Here is an 18,557-nt window from a genome sequence, read left to right as displayed (position 1 = left end):
CGGGGCTAATTGTGCGGGGGGCGCCGGCTGAGCCCAAGTGCGTCGCACATCACATCCAGCACGCCGGCGGCGCGCCGGCCTGCCACGTCCGCAAAACCGCCGGCCGCGGCGAACAGTTTGACCTGTTCCACGCCTTGGTACAAAAGCATCTCAATCCCGGGAACCACCGTTCCGCCGCACCTTTCCCAGGCAGCGGCCAGCGCACTGGGCCAGGGGTCGTAGGCAACGTCGAGCAGGCAGTGCCCGGCCGTGGCGGCCCCGGCGGCTGCGACGTCCGCGGCCAACGCGTCCGGGGCGTGGGGCGGAAGGGTGGAGATGACGACGCCGTACCCGGCGAGGGCGGCCGCCGCGCCCGAATAGGGCAACAGGGACGCCGGCACGCCCAACCTGCGGGCCACCTCCAGCGTGGCGGCCGCCTTGTCCGGGTTGCGCACGTAAATGTCGATGGCGGGGGCGCCCAGTTCCGCCAGGGCGGCGACGGCGGAGACGGCGGTCCCTCCCCCGCCAAGCACGGCAGCCCTGGGCAGCTCGGGGGCACCGGCGTGGCGCAGCGCATTGACGAGTCCGGCAACGTCCGTGTTGTCGCCCAACAGGTGGGTGCCGCCGTCGTCCGTGCGGGTGACCACCACGGTGTTGACCGAGCCCAGGGCGCGGGCGGCCGGGGTGAGCGTGTCCACGAGTTCGGCGGCCCGGTTCTTCAGCGGCATGGTCACCGAGAGGCCGTACCAGTTGCCGTCGGCGCGGACCTCTTCCAGGAAGGCCGCCAGCGCCGGGACCTCCAGGTCCACGGCGCTGTAGCGGTAGTCAAGCCCGAGTTCGGCATAGGCGCTGCGGTGCATCACCGGTGACTTGGAGTGACCGATCGGGTGCCCCAGCACGGCCCCTTGAAGCGCATGCGCCATTTACTTGCATTCCCCCGGGTTGGCGGCGCACCAGGCCGTGTACTTGGCCACGTTCTTCAGGTGTCCCGCATAGGTGGTGGAGTACAGGGTTTCGCCCGTCTTCAGGTTCACCGTGACCCAGAAGTAGTACGGGTTGCTCTCCGGGTGCGCCGCCGCCTCGATGGACGCCGCCGCGGGCGAGCCGATGGGTCCCACCGGCAGGCCCGGGCGGGCGAAGGTGTTGTACAGGTTCTTTTTGTCCGCCTTTTGGGCATCCGTGATGTTGTACGTCTTGATGCCCAGCCCGTACGCGACGGTGGCATCGGATTCCAGCCGCCCGCCTGTTTCCCCGTTGGGGTTGTTGATGCGGTTTTCGATGGCGCCGGAAATTTTGCCATAGTTGGCCTCGTTGCCCTCAAACTCCAGGATGCTGGCAATCGTCAGGTCGCGGTACTGCTGGGCCTGGTCGGTGACGCCGGCCTTGGCCAGGTTGGCCTTGGTGGCGCTGACCATTTGGGCCAGGATGTCCTTGGCGCCGAGCTTGACCGGGAAACGGTACTCCCCGGGTGCGAGATAGCCCTCCAGGTTTTTGGCCTTCGCGGGCAGGCCGAACAAGGCCGGTTCATTGGCCAGCTTTTCAAACTCGGCGACCGGGATGCCGGTACTCTTGGCCAGCACGGCCAGGGTTTCACCGATCCGCAGGTTTTGGTCCACGGCCGCATAGTGCACCTTGGCGGCGTCAATGGAGAGCAGGATCGACACGGCATCGGAGGACTTCATCTGCTTGCGCATCTTGAAGGAGCCCGGTTGCAGGGAACCGGCACCGTTGGCCGCGTCGAGGGCATCCAGGAAGGACTGTTCGCTGGCCACCACGTCCTGGGTGCGCAGCTCCTGGGCCACGTCGCGTGCGGAGGAGCCTTCGGGCACCACCACCTGCACCGTGCCGGTGCCCGGTCCGGGATAGTCCGCGGCCTGGAGCCCGCCCAGCATGGGCTTGACGGTTTGCACCACAAAGAAGACGACGACGGCGAAGAGGGCCAGGACCACGAGGAAGACGGCCGTGCGGCGCCGCCGCCGGACGCGCTTGGACACGCGGGCGCTGCGGCGGGACGGCAGGGGGTGCTCGTCAAAGAACGGGGCCGCCTCCTCCTGCTCCCAGGCCGGGTACCCTGCCGCATGGCCGGCGGCGTAGCCGGGCTCCTGCCAGGCGCCCTCCACGGGGAGGTCGTGTTCCTCGGACCAGTGCGGCCCGGACTCCATGGCCTCCCCATGGCTGTCGGCCAGGTGGGCTGCGTGATGGCCCCCGGTGCGCCCGCTCATTGTGCGGACCCCCCGTTGGTGTTCCCCTGCGGCCGGGTGGTCCCGACAGGTGGCACAGACATTGAATCGGAGATGGCCGAACCTTCTTTTTCCTCGGACGGATTGGCATTCCCCAAGGTGCCCGGCTGTGGTGCATGCACGAGTTCGCCAACGCTTTGGTTGCGCGCCTTCTGCATGTCCAGGGCCTGTTGGAGAATTCCAACGGCCGCTGCTTGATCCACCAGTTTACGATGATCACGGCTGCCAATGCCAGCCGCATGCAGCGCCTGGTGGGCGGTGACGGTGGTCAGGCGCTCGTCGATGAGCCTGACCGGCACGTCCAGGCCGGCCCCAGCCAGCGCCGCGGCGAGCAGCCCGGCATAGTCGCGGGCCATCCTGGCGGAGGCGGTTTCGGTGCCCTTGAGCGTCCGGGGCAGCCCCACAAACACCTCCACGGCGTGGCGGGCGGCTGCCTCCTTCACCACCACGCGGACGTCGGAGTTCTTTTTCACATCCCGCGAAAGCGTCTTCACGGGCGTGGCAAGAATGCCGTCGGGGTCGCAGGAAGCCAGGCCGACGCGGACCATGCCCACGTCGATGCCCAGCTTCACTCCGTGCAGGTGTTCCGGCTGCTCCATGCGGTCCTAGCGGTCCTTGACGGCGTTCATGACTGCGGCCAGGGCGGCCGGGATGGCCGCCACGTCCGTGCCGCCGCCCTGGGCCACGTCCGGCTTGCCGCCGCCGCCGCCGCCGAGGACCCCTGCGGCCAGTTTGACCAGCGCACCCGCCTTCACGCCGGCGTCGCGGGCGGCTTCATTCGTGGCGATCAGGATCACGGGACGGCCGTTGGCGGCCCCGGCCACGGCCACCGTGGCGGGCGCCGAGCCGAGGCGCCGGCGCAGGTCCAGGGCCAGGGCGCGGAGGTCGTCGGCGCCGGAGACCTGCCCGGCGTCGTGCGCGATCACCGTCACGCCGTTGGCATCCACGGCCGTGCCCGCCAGGTTTCCGGCGGCTGCGCTGAGCTGTTCCCTGCGCAGGCGCTCGAGCTCCTTTTCGGCGGCCTTGAGCTTGGCCAGGGTTGCGGCCACCCGTTCCTGCAGCAGGTTGGAGGGGACCTTGAGCATGTCCGTCAGCGACGAGACCAGGGCGCGCTCGGCGGCCAGGTGGCGGAAGGCGTCCATGCCGACGAAGGCTTCCACGCGGCGGTTGCCGGAGCCCACGGACTGCTCGCCGAGCAGGGTCAGGGAGCCGATGCGTGAGGTGCTGTCCACGTGGGTGCCGCCGCACAGTTCGCGCGACCACGCGCCGTCGATCTCCACGACGCGCACCTCGGAGCCGTAGTTCTCGCCGAACAGCGCGGTGGCGCCCAGTGCCTTGGCGGCGGTGAGGTCCATGACGGTGGTGTTGACCCGGTAATTGTTGCGGATGGCGATATTGGAGACTTCCTCAATCTCCGAGCGGGTCGCGGCACTGAGTCCCTCGCCCCAGGAGAAGTCGAAGCGCAGGTAGCCGGCCTTGTTGAACGAGCCGCGCTGGAGCGCTTCGGGGCCGAGGATCTGGTGCAGGGCGGCGTGCACAATGTGGGTGCCGGTGTGCGCCTGTTCGGCCGCATGGCGGCGTTCACGGTCGACGGCGGCACGCACCAGGGCGTCGGCAGGGAGTTCGCCTTCACGCACGATGGCCTTGTGGACGCTCAGGCCCTTGACCGGCTTTTGCACGTCCAGCACCTCGACGACGAAGCCGTCGCCGGTGATCAGCCCCGTGTCCGCGGCCTGCCCGCCGGCCTCGGCATAGAAGGGCGTCTCATCGAGGACGATCGACACCTCGTCGCCGGTGGCGGCGTGGGCGACGGGGGCGCCGTGGGAGAGGATGGAGCGCACGCGCCCTTCGCCCTCCAGTTCGGTGTACCCGGTGAACACCGTCTCCCCCTGGGCCAGCAGCTCGTGGAACACGGTCAGGTCCGCGTGGCCGCTCTTTTTGCTCTTGGCGTCCTTGCGGGCGCGGTCGCGCTGCTCCAGCATGAGGGTGCGGAAGCCGGCCTCGTCCACGGCCAGGCCGGCCTCGCCGGCCATTTCCAGGGTCAGGTCGATCGGGAAGCCGTAGGTGTCGTGCAGGGCAAAGGCCTCGGCGCCTGAAAGCGGCGTGTTGGCGGCCTTGGATTCCTTCACGGCCTCTTCCAGGCGGGCGGTGCCGCTGGCGATGGTGCGCAGGAACGCCCGTTCTTCGGCGTAGGCGATGCGGGCGATGCGGGCGAAGTCGTCTTCCACCAGCGGGTAGGCGCCTTTCATGGCGTCGCGGGAGACGGGCAGCAGCTCGGGCAGTACGGCCGTCTCCACGCCCAGGAGGCGCATGGCGCGCACGGCACGGCGGATCAGGCGGCGCAGCACGTAGCCGCGGCCCTCGTTGGAGGGCGTCACGCCGTCGGAAATGAGCATCAGCGCAGAGCGGATGTGGTCGGCCACCACGCGCAGGCGCACGTCGTCGGTGTGGTGCGGGTCGGCCGGGTCCTCGGTGGACGTGTACTGCTTGCCGGAGAGTGCGGCGGCCTTGTCCAGGACGGGGCGCACCTGGTCGGTCTCGTACATGTTCTCCACGCCCTGCAGAATCATGGCGAGGCGTTCCAGGCCCAGGCCCGTGTCGATGTTCTTGTTGGGCAGCTCGCCGACGACGTCAAAGTCGACCTTGGAGGTGACGTTGTCGATCTGGTACTGCATGAACACGAGGTTCCAGATCTCGATGTAGCGGGTCTCGTCGGCGATGGGGCCGCCCTCAACGCCATACTCCGCACCGCGGTCGTAGAAGATTTCCGAACAGGGGCCGGCCGGGCCGGGCTGGCCGGTGGACCAGTAGTTGTCCTCCTTGCCGATCTTCTGGATGCGGTCGGGGGCGACGCCGACCACGTCGCGCCAGATGGACAGGGCTTCCTCATCCTCGGTGTAGACCGTAACCCACAGCCTGTCCACGGGCAGGCCGAAGCCGCCGTCGGCCACGGGCGTGGTGAGCAGTTCCCAGGCGAACGGGATGGCCTTTTCCTTGAAGTAGTCCCCGAAGGAGAAGTTGCCGCACATTTGGAAGAAGGTGCCGTGCCGGACCGTCTTGCCGACCTCGTCGATGTCTGCGGTGCGGATGCACTTTTGCACGCTGGTGGCGCGCTTGTACGGCGGCTCCTCGCGGGCCGTCAGGTACGGGATGAACGGCACCATGCCGGCCACCGTGAACAGCAGGGACGGATCCGACGAGATCAGCGACGCCGAGGGCACGGCCGTGTGGCCCTTGCTGGTGAAGAATTCGATCCAGCGCTCTGCAATTTCGTGGGATTTCATCGTGCCTGGTGGCTCCTTCAATGGTTCTGTGGCAAAAAAGTCTGTTGTGTTGGTCCCGCCGCAGGCGCGCGGCCCGGCTGCGGGGCAGGGGCGCTAGTGGCGCGGTCCCACGGGGCGTTCGGCGTCCAGTCCGAGGGCTGCCCGGAGGTCCCCTTCGCGCTGCCCCATGTTCTGGCGCATGGCGTCGGCGAAGTCGTGGACGGCGTCGGACGCACGGCCCACGGCACGGTTGAGGCCCTCGGGCCCGACGGCCCCCCTGGCGGCGGCGAGCTTGCGGGCGGCCACCACGCCGATGGTGATGCCGACGCCCAGCCAAAATATCTTCTTCATGCGTGCTTTCCCTTCAAAACGTACTCCCGGGTTCCGTCCCTTTCGGCTCCGCGTTGCACGGCGGTGCCGGGGGCGGCGTTTTCCGGGTGGTCCGCACCGCCCCCTAGCGGCTGCGGCGGGCCCGGACGGGCTTCTTCCGCCCGGCAAACGCCTGGCGGACGCCGTAGGAGAACGCCGCGACCTTGATCAGCGGCTGGCCCAGCGTGGCGGCAAACAGTGAGGACAGCGCGGAGATGTTGGCGGTGGCGTCGGAGATGTTGTTGGAGATCCCGTCCACCTTGCCCAGCTGCGTGTTGGTGGTGGCCACGGTGTTGGTGACCTCGTCAATGAGGGGCGTGGTGCCGTCCCCGATTTGCCGGATGGTGGTGCGGATTTCGTCAAGCACCTTGCCGAGCTTGACGATGGGCACGGCCAGCAGCGCCACCAGGATGGCAAATACCGCCGCTGCAATCAGTCCCGCAATGTCTCCACCAGTCATGGAGGGCCGCCTCATTTCCGTTGATCTGAATGTTACCCATAGGTACTGTACCTAAAAAGCAGCCCGCGGCGAGTGCCGCGGGCTGCTCCCAAGGTGTCGAACCGGACAGTGCCGGCCCTACGTTCCGCCAGAAATTTAGCGTGAGTAGAATTCGACGACCAACTGCTCTTCACAGGTTACGGGAACCTCGACGCGCTTGGGCTTGCGAACCAGGCGGGCCTGCAGGCTCTCCAGCTTCACGTCCAAGTAGGCCGGAACGGCGGGCAGTACATCGCGGTGTGCACCGGCGGCAGCAAGCTGCAGCGGAACCATGGTCTGGCTGCGCGGGTGCACGTGGATCAGCTGACCCTCGGCAACGCGGAACGAGGGACGGTCCACGCGGGCGCCGTCAACCATGATGTGGCGGTGCACAACCAGCTGGCGTGCCTGGGCGGTGGTGCGGGCAAAGCCGGCACGCAGGACCAGGGCGTCCAAACGGGTTTCCAGGATCTCGACCAGGTTTTCACCGGTCATGCCCTTGGTGTGCTTGGCTTCCTCGAAGGCACGGGTCATCTGTGCTTCGCGGATGCCGTACTGGGCGCGCAGGCGCTGCTTTTCGCGGAGGCGGACGGCGTAGTCGCTGTCCTGCTTCTTGCGGGCGCGTCCATGCTCGCCGGGGCCGTACGGGCGGCGCTCAAGGTACTTGGCTGCCTTGGGGGTCAGAGCAATGCCGAGGGACCGCGAAAGGCGGGCCTGCCGGCGGGCACGTGTGCTGTTAGCCACTTGTGTCCTTCCAATATTTGCAACAACTGTGTGTCCTGGCCTCCATGGTGGAGAGTTGGGGCTGTTGCCGCCCTTTCGCTGCAGCACCCGGGCATGGCCATCCGCACAGGTTGGGGCGGCCGGGGCCGCATCAAAAGTTCCTGGGGTTGGGCATGGAGCCGGGGCTTGCCAGTGCGCCATCAACTCTACCACCCGCGGCCTTGCCTGTTCGACGCAGCGGTCCCGGCCTGGCCGGAACCCTGGGCCTGGCCGGAACCCTGGGCCTTGCCGGAACCCTGGGCCTTGCCGGGACCCTGGGCCTGGCCGCGGATGATCTCGCGCAGGCGTTGCACCCGCACCGTGAGGTCCCGTTCCAGTCCGTTTCCCGTGGGCTGGTAGTAGTCGCGTCCCACGAGGTCGTCGGGCGGGTACTGCTGTGTGGCGATGGAGTGGGGCGAATCGTGGGAGTAGATGTAGCCCTTCCCGTGGCCCAGGCCGGCGGACCCTGCGTAGTGGGCGTCGCGCAGCGGGGCCGGGACCATGGTGCCCCGCCCGGCCCGGACATCCGCGATCGCGGCGTTGATGCCGTTGTAGGCGGCGTTGGACTTGGGCGCGGTGGCCACGTGGACCACGGCCTCGGCCAGGATGATCCGGGCCTCGGGCATGCCAATGAGCGCCACGGCCTGGGCTGCGGCAACGGCCGTCTGCAACGCGGTGGGGTCGGCCATGCCCACGTCCTCGGCGGCGGAGATCATGATGCGGCGGCTGATGAAGCGCGGGTCCTCCCCTGCCTCCAGCATCCGGGCCAGGTAGTGCAGGGCGGCGTCGACGTCGGAGCCGCGCACCGACTTGATGAAGGCGCTGATGATGTCGTAGTGCTGGTCCCCGGCCCGGTCGTAGCGCACCGCGGCAGCGTCAATGGCGCGCTCAGCAATGGCGAGGTCGACTTCCACGGGGGTGCCGGCGTCCGGCAGGCCGCCCTCGGACAGTGCCACGCCGGCGGCGGCCTCCAGGGTGGTCAGGGCACGGCGGGCATCGCCGGCGGCCAGCCGGACCAGGTGGTCCAGCGCCTCGTCGGTGAGCGTGACCAGGCCGTCCAACCCGCGCGGATCGGCCACTGCGCGCTCCACCAGGCCCTGGATGTCGGCGTTGGTCAGGGGCTTGAGGGTCAGCAGGATGGAGCGGGAGAGCAGCGGCGCCACCACGGAAAACGACGGGTTTTCGGTGGTGGCGGCGATCAGCACCACCCAGCGGTTTTCCACCCCGGGCAGCAGCGCGTCCTGCTGGGCCTTGTTGAAGCGGTGGATCTCGTCGAGGAAGAGCACCGTGGTGCGCCCGTGCAGGTCACGGTCGGTGAGCGCCTGGTCCATGACCCGGCGGACGTCCTTGACGCCGGCGGTGATGGCGGACAGTTCCACAAACTTCCTGCCCGGGCCGCGGGCAATGACATGGGCCAGCGTGGTCTTCCCCGTCCCGGGCGGGCCCCAGAGCATGACCGAGGCCGGGCCGGCCGCTCCCCCGCTGCTGCCGCCTGCTGCCAGCATTTGCAGCGGGGATCCGGCGCCGAGCAGGTGCTGCTGGCCCACCACCTCGTCGAGGGTGCGCGGGCGCATCCGCACGGCCAGGGGGCTGCGGGGCCGCGAACCGCCGGCGGGGGTCCCGCCCAGGGAGGGGGTGCCGGCGTCGTCCCCGTCATCGTCGCCGAACGCACTGTCAAAGAGGTCAGTCACCCCTTTAGCCTATCGGCCGCCCGCGGGCGGTATCGTGGCAGGCGTGAGAGAGCCGAGCCGCACCGCCTTCGTTCCCGCCAACCGCCTGTCCGGCTGGGTGGCCCGGTTCGCCGACGGCCACGGCGGCCGCGACTCGCTGGCGGACACGGACGACGGCGTCAGGCTGGGCATGCGCGACGGCGCCGAGGCGGTGTTCGCCCCGCCGTGGCCCGAGGACGGGCGCCCCGGGCGCGGGCCCGGCCTGCTGGAGCGGCTGGAATCGCTGGCGTCGCAGGAGCGGACCCTGGGCCTGGTGCTGGTGCGCCGGGGCGGCTATGCCGTGGGCGTTGCGGTGGGCGGGGAGCTGCTGGGGCACAAGTGCGGCAGCAAGTATGTGCAGTCGAAGACCGCCGCGGGCGGCCAGTCACAGCACCGTTTTGCCCGGCGCCGCGCGAACCAGGCCGATTCGCTCGTGGCCAAGGCGGCCGCGGACGCTGCCCGGATTTTCCACGGACACACCTTTGAATACCTGGCCACGGGCGGCGACAAGGCGCTGGTGGAGGCCGTGCTGGCGGAGCCGGCCCTGCGGCCCTACGCGGCCCGGCCGCGGCTGGCCCCCCTCGCGGTGGGCGGGCCCAACCTGGCGGTGCTGGCCCGGGCGGCGGCCGACTTTTGTGCCGTCCGGATCCGCGTCACCGACCCGCCGGCCTAGCGCGCCCCGGGCGGACCGGCGTGCCGGGTCAGCAGGCCGGGGGTGCCCGCCGCAGCGGCGCCTGCCGGTAGTGGTAGCGGCCGGCCTCCGCGAATCCGGCCGATTCATACAGGGCCCGCGCCGCGGCATTGGCCTCGGTGGCCATGAGCCAAAAACGGGCTGCCCCGGCCTCCCGCCCGGCGCCCAGCAGCGCGTCCAGGACCGCCGAGGCAATGCCCTGCCGGCGGAACCCGGGATGGGTGGCCATGCAGTACACGCCGCCCCAGCCGTCGAGCAGGCTCAGCCGCCCGGTGCCCATGACCGTCCCCTGCCCGTCGACCGCCGACGCGTACAGGGACGGCGTGCCCTGGATGATGGACCGTGCCAGGTGGCGCTCCGCCGCGCCGCCCCTGCCGTCCACGCGCCACCACAGGTCCAGCCAATCCTCCGACGGTGTGTCCGCCAGGCTGACTGCCACACCGGGCGCCGTGCCGATGCCCGCCGCCGGGCCGGATACGGGCGCGGCGCCCGGCCCGGCCGCCGTCATGATCAGGGTCTCCGACTGGCGTGAATAGCCGTGCCGGTCCAGCAGGCGGGCCACGGCAGCATTTTCCGGCCGGTCCGTCAGCTGGAAGATGACCGGCTGGCGGCGGGTGGCATACCAGGCGGTGGCTTCCCGGAACGCCGCCTCCAGGTCCGGCGGCGCGGCGGCGGGCCACACCGAATTGGCCCGCTGGGTGACGGACCCGGCGGAACGCAGGACCCAGCCGTCAAGGACCTCCCGCACGGGTGCCGGCCAGGCCCGGTCCATCAAGGCTTCCAACTCGTCCAGTGCGGCGGGCGGAGGGGCGGCGTGGGTCATGGCACCATGTTACGTGCGCTGCCCGCCGGAAATTTCCTCCCGCCCCTGCCCACCGTCCCGGAGACGAACTAGAGTTTCACCAAGCCACTGCCCTCGGATTGCGGGCAGGCGGCCATCCAGCACGGCGGAAGTCATCCAAGGGGCGGTCAGCATGGAATGGACAAAAGTGACAAGCGCGCAGGAACTGGCGGACGCGTTCGGTTCCGGGAACCTGGCGGTGGAAGTGGTCGGCAGCCTGCGCGGCATGCCGTCGTTGACGCTGCCGCCCGGCGCGTCGCTGCGCGGCGGCAGCCTGGCCTTTGGCGCCAAGGGGCTGCGGCTCACGAGCAACAACACGGTGCAGGACACCACCATCACCACGGCGCCGCATGAGGTGGCCATCCATAACGACACCACCGTCACCGCACTGGGCACCCTGTCGCTGGCCAACGTCACCACCACCGGACAGGTCTTCCTCGCAGCGGACGGGCAGGTCCGTTCAGGGCGCATCGAGGCCGACGGCGTCCACGTCACCGCGGCCGACACACGAGGGCGCTTCGACCGGCCCGCAGGGTTCGGCGTGGAGGCCCTGCAGGGCGCGTTTACCGTCTGGAACCGCCAACCGGACCCTGCCGTGCGGCTCACGGCGCGCCTGGAACGCATCTCGGCCGGCAGCGCCGGCGAGCCGGTGCACGGCGGCGGCGTGTTTGTCGGCGGCCACGGCGACACTGCGGGGAAGGCGGACGGCGGGACGGTTGACGTCGAGCTGCTGAGCACAGGCGACGTCTTTTCCAACGGCGGCATTGCCCCCGGGACGCCGGATTTGATCAGCGGCGGGGTGTTTGTCATCAGCGGCGCCAACGTCGCGGAGGTCCGCAACCTGGGCACCACCACCACCTACGGCCAAAACGACATGGTCCTGGACAATTGGGGCGTCGTCACGGCCTGGTACGCCCACGGCGCCGTGACGTCATGGGGGCCCAGCGGGATCGGCTTTGTGAACTTTGGCGCCATCGGCACCCTGACCGTCGACGGGCCGGTGGAAACATTTGGCCTGGGCGCGCGCGGCTTCAACGTCTACGACGGCACCCTGCGCGAGGCCGTATTCGACTCCATCACGACCCACGGTGACGGTTCCGTGGGCGTGCAGGTCAGCCGTGAGCTGCCCCGGCTGACCATCCGGGCAGACCTGCGCACGGAGGGCGGCACGGGCGAATCACTCGTCAAGGGCGTACTGCTCCCCCTGTCGGCCATCGCCTTGAGCATCAAGCCCGGCGGGCGCATCGGCACGGTGTCAGTGGGCGGGGACGTCCGCACCGAGGGGGCGGGGGTGCCGGCCATGGAGCTGGAGGGCGGCCTCGGCTCCATCACCGTGGGCGGTTCCGTGACAGCGGCCGGCGTCCCCTCCGGCGTCGTGCACGCCGTTCCGGAACTGGCGGGCGTCCTGGCGGGCCTCACGGTTGAAGGACGGTAGGCGGGGCCGGCGTTGGAGCAAAAAATGCCGGCCCCCCGCTCGGGGGCCGGCACCTGTCGGGGCACTGTACGGGGCGCCTACTTGACCTCGGGCTTGAAGTCCACGCCGGCTTCCTTGCGCTGCTGCTCCGTGATCGGGGCGGGCGCCGCGGTCAGCGGGTCGTAGCCGCCGCCGGACTTCGGGAAGGCAATGACGTCGCGGATCGAGTCCATGCCGGCCAGCAGGGACACGGCCCGGTCCCAGCCAATGGCAATGCCGCCGTGCGGCGGCGCACCGAACTTGAATCCCTCGAGAAGGAAGCCGAACTTCGTCTGCGCCGCCTCCTTGTCCAGGCCCATGAGTTCAAACACGCGCTCCTGGACGTCGCGCTGGTGGATACGGATGGACCCGCCGCCGATCTCGTTGCCGTTGCAGACAATGTCGTAGGCGTAGGACAGCGCGCTCTCCGGATCCTTGTCAAAGGTGTCCATGAACTCGGGCTTGGGCGAGGTGAAGGCGTGGTGGACGGCCGTCCACTGGCCGCTGCCCACGGCGACGTCGCCGGAAGCCACCGCGTCCGCGGCACGCTCAAACATGGGCGCGTCCACGATCCAGACAAAGGCCCAGTCGGCGGGGTTGATCAGGCCGGTGCGGTGGCCGATCTCCACGCGGGCGGCACCGAGCAGGGCCCGCGAGGGGTTGACCTCGCCGGCGGCGAAGAAGATGCAGTCGCCGGGCTTCGCCCCGACGGCCTCGGCCAGGCCGGCACGCTCGGCGTCGGTCAGGTTCTTCGCCACGGGGCCGGCCAGTTCGCCGTCCTCCTTGTACAGGACGTAGGCCAGGCCCTTGGCGCCGCGCTGCTTGGCCCATTCCTGCCATGCGTCCAGCTGGCGGCGCGGCTGCGAGGCCCCGCCCGGCATGACCACGGCGCCAACGTAAGGTGCCTTGAAGACGCCGAAGCCGGTGTCCTTGAAGAATTCGGTCAGGTCGCTCAGTTCCAGGCCGAAGCGCAGGTCCGGCTTGTCGGAGCCGTAGCGGGCCATCGCATCGCGGTAGGTCATGCGCTGGATCGGCGTCGGGATTTCCACGTCGATCAGCTGCCACAGCGCGGCAACAATCTTCTCACCCAGGGCAATGATGTCGTCCTGGTCCACAAAGCTCGCCTCAATGTCCAGCTGCGTGAACTCGGGCTGCCGGTCGGCGCGGAAGTCCTCGTCGCGGTAGCAGCGTGCGATCTGGAAGTACTTCTCAAAGCCGCCCACCTGCAACAGCTGCTTGAACAACTGCGGGGACTGCGGGAGCGCATACCAGGAACCTGGCGCCAGGCGGGCGGGGACCAGGAAGTCACGGGCGCCTTCCGGCGTCGAACGGGTCAACGTGGGCGTCTCGATTTCCACGAAACCGTGCTCGTGCAACAGGGTGCGGGCCACGCGGTTGGCTTCGGAGCGCAGCCGCAGGTTGCGTTGCATGACGGGGCGGCGCAGGTCCAGGTAGCGGTGCTTCAGGCGCGCTTCCTCGCCAACTTCCACATGCCCGTCCAGCTGGAAGGGCAGCGGCGCGGCCTCGTTGAGCACGACGACGTCATCGGCCACGACTTCGATCCCGCCCGTGGCGAGGGCCGGGTTTTCGTTTCCGTCGGGACGGCGGGAGACGGTGCCGGTGACCTTGAGCACATACTCGTTGCGCAGCGCGTGGAACACTTCCTCCTCGCGGACGACAATCTGCGACACACCTGTCTCGTCACGCAGGTCAAGGAACGCGACGCCGCCGTGGTCGCGGCGGCGGGCAACCCACCCCGCGAGGGTTACAGTCTGTCCAATGTGTTCAGCCCGCAAGGAGCCCAGGTCATGTGTGCGCAGCACAGCATTCCTTTCAATGGTGGTGGACGGCCGCATTGCGGGGCCGCAAAAAATGGTTTGTCTAGAAGCTTACCGGTGAATCGCCAGCGCGCGCCGCTTCAGCTGCGCGGCCCTGCGCCGTGACGATTTGCGGGTGCAGGTCTTCGGCGGGGGGCATCCAGGCAGCGGGATCGGCGGCCAGCTGCTCGCCGGAGCGGATGTCCTTGACCTGGTGGGCGCCGTCGCCGTCGGTGAACCAGACGAACGGGATGCCGCGCTTGTCCGCATACTTGATCTGTTTGCCGAACTTCTCTGCCTTGGCCGCCACCTCGGTGGAGATGCCGCGGGCACGCAGGGCGGCCGCGACGTCCTGCGCCGCGGGCCAGGAGTCCTCGTCGGCCAGGGCGACCAGGACGGCGGTGGGTACGGCGCGGGATGCGGTGGCGAATTCCTGGCTGAGGATGCGTGAAACCAGGCGCGTGACGCCGATGGAAAGCCCGACGCCGGGGAACTTGCGGCTGCCCTTGTGGGCCAGTGCGTCATAGCGCCCGCCCGAGCAGATGGAGCCGAGCTGCTCGTGGCCCACCAGCACCGTCTCGTAGACGGTGCCGGTGTAGTAGTCCAGGCCGCGGGCGATCGAGAGGTCCGCCACGACGGAGCCGGGTGCGCTCCGCACGGCCGCGGCAATGACCTGCTCCAATTCGTCCAAGCCCTCCTCCATGAGTTCGTCGGTGACGCCCAGTGAGCGCACCTGCGCCGCGAAGGACGTGTCCTCGGTGCGGATGGACGCCAGCGCCAGGGCCTTCGCGGCTTGTTCGTCGCTGGCGCCGAGTTCGCTTTTAAGCAGCCCGGCCACGGCCTCTGCGCCGATCTTTTCCAGCTTGTCGATGCTGCGCAGCACCCCGGCGGTGTCGGCCAGGCCGATGCCCCGGTAGAAGCCCTCGGCCAGCTTGCGGTTGTTGATGCGCAGCTTGAAGGCGGGGATCGGCAGGGCGGACAGCGCCTCGGCGATGACCAGCGCAAGTTCCACATCGTAGCGGAACGGCAGGACGCCGTCGGCCACCACGTCGATGTCCGCCTGGGTGAACTCCCGGGCACGGCCCTCCTGGGGGCGCTCGCCGCGCCACACCTTCTGGATCTGGTAGCGGCGGAACGGGAAGGAGAGGTAGCCGGCGTTTTCCACCACGTACCGGGCAAACGGCACCGTCAGGTCAAAGTGCAGGGCCAGCTGGTTGGGGTCCTCCTTGGCGCTGGAGGAGGCGTTGCCGTCGTCGTCCTGGAGGCGGGAGAGCGCATACACTTCCTTGTCGATCTCGCCCTTGCGCAGCAGCTGGCCCACGGTTTCCACCGCGCGGGTCTCCACGGAGCTGAAGCCGTGCAGTTCAAAGGTGCGCCGGAGCGTGTCCAACACATGCTGCTCCACCAGCCGCTCCTGTGGCAGCCACTCGGGGAAACCTGACAGGGAAGCATTGCGTGCCATGGGTGGAACTCTCCTAACAAGGGGTGCAGGACGGCGCGTCCCCGGCAAATGTGGCAGGGGACGGTCCTGGTAACGAAGTGATTGCGCTGCGGATGCCGCCACCGTGTCCGGCCTCAGGTGCGCAGATCCATGGGTAAACTGACATCCGGCTGCCATTTTATAAGGTTTGGCCCGCCGTCCCCAACCAGCTCCGGTCCCATGCACGGCGTGCAGGCCCGGAACACGCGACGAAACCATGGAGAAGCACCGTTGGCTAACAACAAAAAGGACGGCCGGGAGGCCAGGGCACGCATGGCCCGGCTGGCTGCCAACCGGCAGATGCACCAGGACCAGCTGGCCCGCCGCAAACGCGACAACATCATTGCCGCCGCGGCCATGGCCGTGGCCATCGCCGTCGCCGTGGTCCTTGCCCTGACGGTCTTCTCCGGCCCGAAGAACGACTCCGTTGCCACGAACACCCCCACCGCCGGCGCGTCCCCCACGGCGGCTGGGACCAACAGCCCCACCGTCCCCAAGGCGGCCACCGCGGCCGGCAAGACGTTCACCGGCACGCTGACGCTGAACGGGCAGCCGATGGGCGTGGAAATTGACGGCACCAAGGCGCCGCAGGCCGCCGCCGTCTTCAAGTCGCTCGCGGACAGCAACTTCTTCAAGGGCAAGACCTGCCACCGCCTGACGGACTCCTCCAACTTTGCGCTGCTGCAGTGCGGCTCGCTCAACGGCGACGGCGCCGGCGACCCGAACTACCAGTGGGGCCCGGTGGAAAACTCCCCCGCCAACGGCCTCTACCCGGCCGGAAGCATCGCGGTGGCCCGCGGCGCCAGCACCTACAGCAACGGCACGCAGTTCTTCATTACGTACAAGGACACCACGCTTCCCCAGACCGACGGCGGCTACACCCTCATGGGCAAGGTCACCAGCGGCCTTGACGTAGTGGAGAAGATTGCCGCCGGCGGCATCACCCCGGGCGCCTCCGGGGCCGGGGACGGTGCACCCAAGACCAAGGTGACGATAGACTCGTTTACGCTGAAGTAGTTTCAAAAGGCCACCCCGTCCAGGCGCCAGCGCGCCCCCGGGACCGCAGCACGTTCGATCCCGGCCACATCGATCAACGATTTTTTCCTGCCAGACTTCCATCGACGCGAAAGACTTTTAGCGGTGACACACAGTCAACAATCCGACGAATCAACGGCCCTGCACACTGACGCGGAGGACACCCAGGCACCAGCCAACGGGGCCTCCCCCGAAACGGCTGCCCCCACGGAGGCAGCCCCGGCGGACCCTGCAGGGACCGAGCCAACGCCCGAGGAAACCTCCGAGGCAACGCGAGGGGCGGCACCCGAACCGGCACAGGAAGAGGAGGCCGCGGCTGCCGACGTTCCCGCGCCGGCCCCCGCGGCATCTGAGGCACCGGCCCCCGCGGCCGCCACACCCGCCGCGCCCTCACCTGCTGCTCCCTCCCCCGTGGCGCCCTCACCGGCGGCCTTTGCGGCCCGGCCCAAGGTTCCCGGTGCACCGGCCGCCGCGGCACCGGTGCCCGCACCGGCACCGGCACCGGCAGCACCCGTGGACCTTGCCGAAGCGGCAAAGTTTGGCCGCGCCGAAGAGGACGGCCACGTTTTCCTGAAGCTGGACGGCGAAGAGTTCCCGGTGGGCCAGTACCCCGGTGCCAGCAAGGACGAGGCCCTGGCCTACTTTGCCCGCAAGTTCGAGGACATCACCGCCCAGATCACGCTGCTGGAACAGCGCGTCGAGGCCAAGGCCGCCACGACCGACATGAACAAGACCGTGAACCACCTGCGGTCCCAGCTGGGCGAACGCAACAGCGTGGGCGACGTCAACGCCGCGCTGGCCCGCCTGGCCACCTTGGAGGAGTCCATCAAGGCCCTCCAGGCGGCCGAGCGCGCCACCCACGAGGCCGCCCGGGGCGTGGAGCTCGCGGCCCGTGAGGCCATTGTTGCCGAGGCCGAGGCGATTGCCGCCGAGGATCCCGCCACGGTCATGTGGAAGGTCAGCAGCGCCCGCATGAACGAGCTCTTTGAGTCGTGGAAGCAGGCACAGAAAACGGGCATGCGCCTGGGCCGGGCCACCGAAGAGGGCCTGTGGAAGCGCTTCCGCAGCGCCCGCACCGTCTTTGACCGCCACCGCCGCGCCTACTTCTCCCAGCTGGACAACAACAATGCCGCGGCCAAGGCTGCCAAGGAAGCCTTGATTGCCGCCGCTGAGGAGCTCTCCACCTCCACCGAATGGGGCTACGCAGCCGGGGAATACCGCCAGCTGATGGACCAGTGGAAGGCCTCCCCGCGCGCCAGCCGAAAGGACGACGACGCCCTCTGGAACCGCTTCCGGGCCGCCCAGGACAAGTTCTTCAAGGCCCGCCAGGCCGCCAACGAGGCCATCGACGAAGCGTTTGGTGCCAACCTGGTGGTCAAGGAAGCACTCATCACCGAGGCCCAGGCCCTGCTGCCCGTCACCGACCTGGCTGCCGCCAAGAAGGCACTGCAGTCCATCCGGGACCGCTGGGAAGAGGCCGGCAAGGTGCCGCGTGCGGACATGCAGCGCGTGGAGGGTGCACTCCGCAAGGTGGAGGACGCCGTCAAGGCCGCCGACGACGACAACTGGCGCCGCAGCGACCCCGAGGCCAAGGCCCGCACCAGCAGTGCGCTGGCGCAGCTGGAGGCGACCATCGCCGGGCTGAAGGAAGAACTGGCCGCCGCGGAGAAGGCCGGCGATGCCCGCAAATCAGCGAAGGCCAAGGAGGCACTCGCAGCACGCGAGCTCTGGCTTGAGCAGGTCCGCAAGGCTGCCGAGGACTTTAGCTGAGCCAAGCGCTTCACAGGGCCCCCGGGCCGGGTTGTCCACAATCCGCCCCCGGGGGCCTTTTTGCGTCCCCGTCCCATGGTGCAGGCTGGGCACATGCCCGATTCACTTGAGCCCGACGGCATCCTGGCCCCGGATGCCCAGTTCACCCTGGCCGAGCTGTGCGCCATGGAGCTCGACGGCGTGCTGGTGCGTGTGTTCGGCAAGGCCTTCCGGTCCGCCGCGGAGCCGGAATCGCCGGCACTCCGCGCGGCCGCGCTGGCCCACCAGGTGCCGGCCGCCATGGCAGCGCGGGCGGTGCTGGGACGTGGCTCGGCCGCCTGGATCCACGGCTGCGCCCCGCCACCCGCGGCCATCTGCCTGCTCCTGGACCGCCGCCACCGCACCACCTCGCTGCCGCCGCACAGCGGATGCACCGTCCATGAAGTGCACCTGGGGACGTACGACGTCGAACAGCTTGGCGGAGCGCGCGTCACGTGCGCGCTGCGCACGGCCGTGGACGTCGCCATGCACGAACCACCGGCGGCCGCCGTACCCGTGCTGCTGGCACTGTCCGCGGCGCCGGAACTGCAGTGTCCGCTGGGGCGCATCAATGCCGCGCTGGCCACGGCGCACCACATCCCCGGCAGGCGCCGGGCCCTGGCCCTGCTCCGCCGGCTGCTGGAGCCCTGAC

Annotated in this window: 16 protein-coding genes; 5 read left to right on the top strand and 11 right to left on the bottom strand. The window is 69.3% G+C overall.

Annotation, left to right across the window (positions count from 1 at the left end; genetic code table 11):
• Window positions 1-5: 5 nt before the first annotated feature.
• The 8 genes from MMF96_RS09990 to MMF96_RS09955 all read right to left on the bottom strand — a co-directional run bounded on the left by MMF96_RS09990 (window position 6) and on the right by MMF96_RS09955 (window position 8,782).
• Window positions 6-902, bottom strand: coding sequence for a shikimate dehydrogenase (locus MMF96_RS09990; protein ID WP_176615878.1), 897 nt, complete (start codon window positions 900-902; stop codon window positions 6-8).
• Window positions 903-2,201, bottom strand: a complete 1,299-nt coding sequence (gene mltG, locus MMF96_RS09985; protein WP_256883456.1) for an endolytic transglycosylase MltG — start codon at window positions 2,199-2,201, stop codon at window positions 903-905.
• A complete protein-coding gene (ruvX, locus tag MMF96_RS09980) occupies window positions 2,198-2,818 on the bottom strand; it encodes a Holliday junction resolvase RuvX (protein WP_176615877.1) in 621 nt (206 codons plus the stop codon). The genes mltG and ruvX overlap by 4 nt, the downstream gene beginning before the upstream one ends.
• A 6-nt stretch (window positions 2,819-2,824) precedes the next feature.
• Window positions 2,825-5,503, bottom strand: a complete 2,679-nt coding sequence (gene alaS / locus MMF96_RS09975; protein WP_256883455.1) for an alanine--tRNA ligase — start codon at window positions 5,501-5,503, stop codon at window positions 2,825-2,827.
• A gap of 93 nt (window positions 5,504-5,596) precedes the next feature.
• Entirely contained in the window at window positions 5,597-5,833 is a 237-nt protein-coding gene (locus MMF96_RS09970; RefSeq protein WP_256883454.1) for a hypothetical protein, read from the bottom strand.
• 103 nt (window positions 5,834-5,936) lie between these two features.
• Window positions 5,937-6,311, bottom strand: a complete 375-nt coding sequence (locus MMF96_RS09965) for a DUF948 domain-containing protein (RefSeq protein ID WP_176615874.1) — start codon at window positions 6,309-6,311, stop codon at window positions 5,937-5,939.
• Window positions 6,312-6,446: 135 nt separating this feature from the next.
• Entirely contained in the window at window positions 6,447-7,073 is a 627-nt protein-coding gene (gene rpsD / locus MMF96_RS09960; RefSeq protein ID WP_176615873.1) for a 30S ribosomal protein S4, read from the bottom strand.
• Between the two features lie 185 nt (window positions 7,074-7,258).
• Window positions 7,259-8,782, bottom strand: coding sequence for a replication-associated recombination protein A (locus MMF96_RS09955; protein ID WP_375141424.1), 1,524 nt, complete (start codon window positions 8,780-8,782; stop codon window positions 7,259-7,261).
• A gap of 43 nt (window positions 8,783-8,825) precedes the next feature.
• On the opposite strand from MMF96_RS09955, the gene MMF96_RS09950 reads away from it, so the two are divergent.
• Window positions 8,826-9,473: an acVLRF1 family peptidyl-tRNA hydrolase gene (locus MMF96_RS09950; RefSeq protein ID WP_256883453.1), complete on the top strand. Its 648-nt coding sequence runs from the start codon at window positions 8,826-8,828 to the stop codon at window positions 9,471-9,473.
• 28 nt (window positions 9,474-9,501) lie between these two features.
• On the opposite strand, the gene MMF96_RS09945 is transcribed toward MMF96_RS09950, so the two are convergent.
• Window positions 9,502-10,314, bottom strand: coding sequence for a GNAT family N-acetyltransferase (locus tag MMF96_RS09945; protein ID WP_256883452.1), 813 nt, complete (start codon window positions 10,312-10,314; stop codon window positions 9,502-9,504).
• A 151-nt stretch (window positions 10,315-10,465) separates the two neighbouring features.
• On the opposite strand from MMF96_RS09945, the gene MMF96_RS09940 reads away from it, so the two are divergent.
• Window positions 10,466-11,767, top strand: coding sequence for a hypothetical protein (locus MMF96_RS09940; RefSeq protein ID WP_256883451.1), 1,302 nt, complete (start codon window positions 10,466-10,468; stop codon window positions 11,765-11,767).
• Between the two features lie 77 nt (window positions 11,768-11,844).
• Here the strand turns inward: MMF96_RS09940 and aspS are convergent, their stop codons facing one another.
• On the bottom strand, window positions 11,845-13,608 hold the full coding sequence (gene aspS / locus MMF96_RS09935; RefSeq protein WP_256883450.1) for an aspartate--tRNA ligase: 1,764 nt from the start codon (window positions 13,606-13,608) through the stop codon (window positions 11,845-11,847).
• 58 nt (window positions 13,609-13,666) lie between these two features.
• Entirely contained in the window at window positions 13,667-15,064 is a 1,398-nt protein-coding gene (gene hisS / locus MMF96_RS09930; RefSeq protein ID WP_256883449.1) for a histidine--tRNA ligase, read from the bottom strand.
• Between the two features lie 249 nt (window positions 15,065-15,313).
• Between hisS and MMF96_RS09925 the strand changes: the two genes are divergently transcribed.
• The 3 genes from MMF96_RS09925 (at window position 15,314) to MMF96_RS09915 (ending at window position 18,556) form a co-directional block, all read left to right on the top strand.
• Window positions 15,314-16,099 carry a peptidylprolyl isomerase gene (locus MMF96_RS09925; RefSeq protein ID WP_176615867.1) on the top strand — a complete coding sequence of 262 codons (786 nt, stop codon included), beginning with the start codon at window positions 15,314-15,316 and terminating at the stop codon, window positions 16,097-16,099.
• Window positions 16,100-16,222: 123 nt separating this feature from the next.
• On the top strand, window positions 16,223-17,887 hold the full coding sequence (locus MMF96_RS09920) for a DUF349 domain-containing protein (RefSeq protein WP_256883448.1): 1,665 nt from the start codon (window positions 16,223-16,225) through the stop codon (window positions 17,885-17,887).
• Window positions 17,888-17,980: 93 nt separating this feature from the next.
• Window positions 17,981-18,556, top strand: coding sequence for a hypothetical protein (locus MMF96_RS09915; RefSeq protein WP_256883447.1), 576 nt, complete (start codon window positions 17,981-17,983; stop codon window positions 18,554-18,556).
• Window position 18,557 lies beyond the last annotated feature (1 nt).

It is taken from the genome of Arthrobacter sp. STN4 (genome assembly GCF_024539665.1).
In the GTDB taxonomy this organism is placed as follows: domain Bacteria; phylum Actinomycetota; class Actinomycetes; order Actinomycetales; family Micrococcaceae; genus Specibacter.
The sequence above is the reverse complement of the archived record's forward strand: the minus strand, read 5'-3'. Positions and strand labels throughout refer to the sequence as shown.

What these genes read in the sequence shown, in the direction of transcription:
- MMF96_RS09990 (WP_176615878.1), bottom strand. Translation starts at nt 902, where the DNA reads ATGGCGCATGCGCTTCAAGGGGCCGTGCTGGGGCACCCGATCGGTCAC.
- mltG (WP_256883456.1), bottom strand. Translation starts at nt 2,201, where the DNA reads ATGAGCGGGCGCACCGGGGGCCATCACGCAGCCCACCTGGCCGACAGC.
- ruvX (WP_176615877.1), bottom strand. Translation starts at nt 2,818, where the DNA reads ATGGAGCAGCCGGAACACCTGCACGGAGTGAAGCTGGGCATCGACGTG.
- alaS (WP_256883455.1), bottom strand. Translation starts at nt 5,503, where the DNA reads ATGAAATCCCACGAAATTGCAGAGCGCTGGATCGAATTCTTCACCAGC.
- MMF96_RS09970 (WP_256883454.1), bottom strand. Translation starts at nt 5,833, where the DNA reads ATGAAGAAGATATTTTGGCTGGGCGTCGGCATCACCATCGGCGTGGTG.
- MMF96_RS09965 (WP_176615874.1), bottom strand. Translation starts at nt 6,311, where the DNA reads ATGACTGGTGGAGACATTGCGGGACTGATTGCAGCGGCGGTATTTGCC.
- MMF96_RS09945 (WP_256883452.1), bottom strand. Translation starts at nt 10,314, where the DNA reads ATGACCCACGCCGCCCCTCCGCCCGCCGCACTGGACGAGTTGGAAGCC.
- MMF96_RS09940 (WP_256883451.1), top strand. Translation starts at nt 10,466, where the DNA reads ATGGAATGGACAAAAGTGACAAGCGCGCAGGAACTGGCGGACGCGTTC.
- hisS (WP_256883449.1), bottom strand. Translation starts at nt 15,064, where the DNA reads ATGGCACGCAATGCTTCCCTGTCAGGTTTCCCCGAGTGGCTGCCACAG.
- MMF96_RS09915 (WP_256883447.1), top strand. Translation starts at nt 17,981, where the DNA reads ATGCCCGATTCACTTGAGCCCGACGGCATCCTGGCCCCGGATGCCCAG.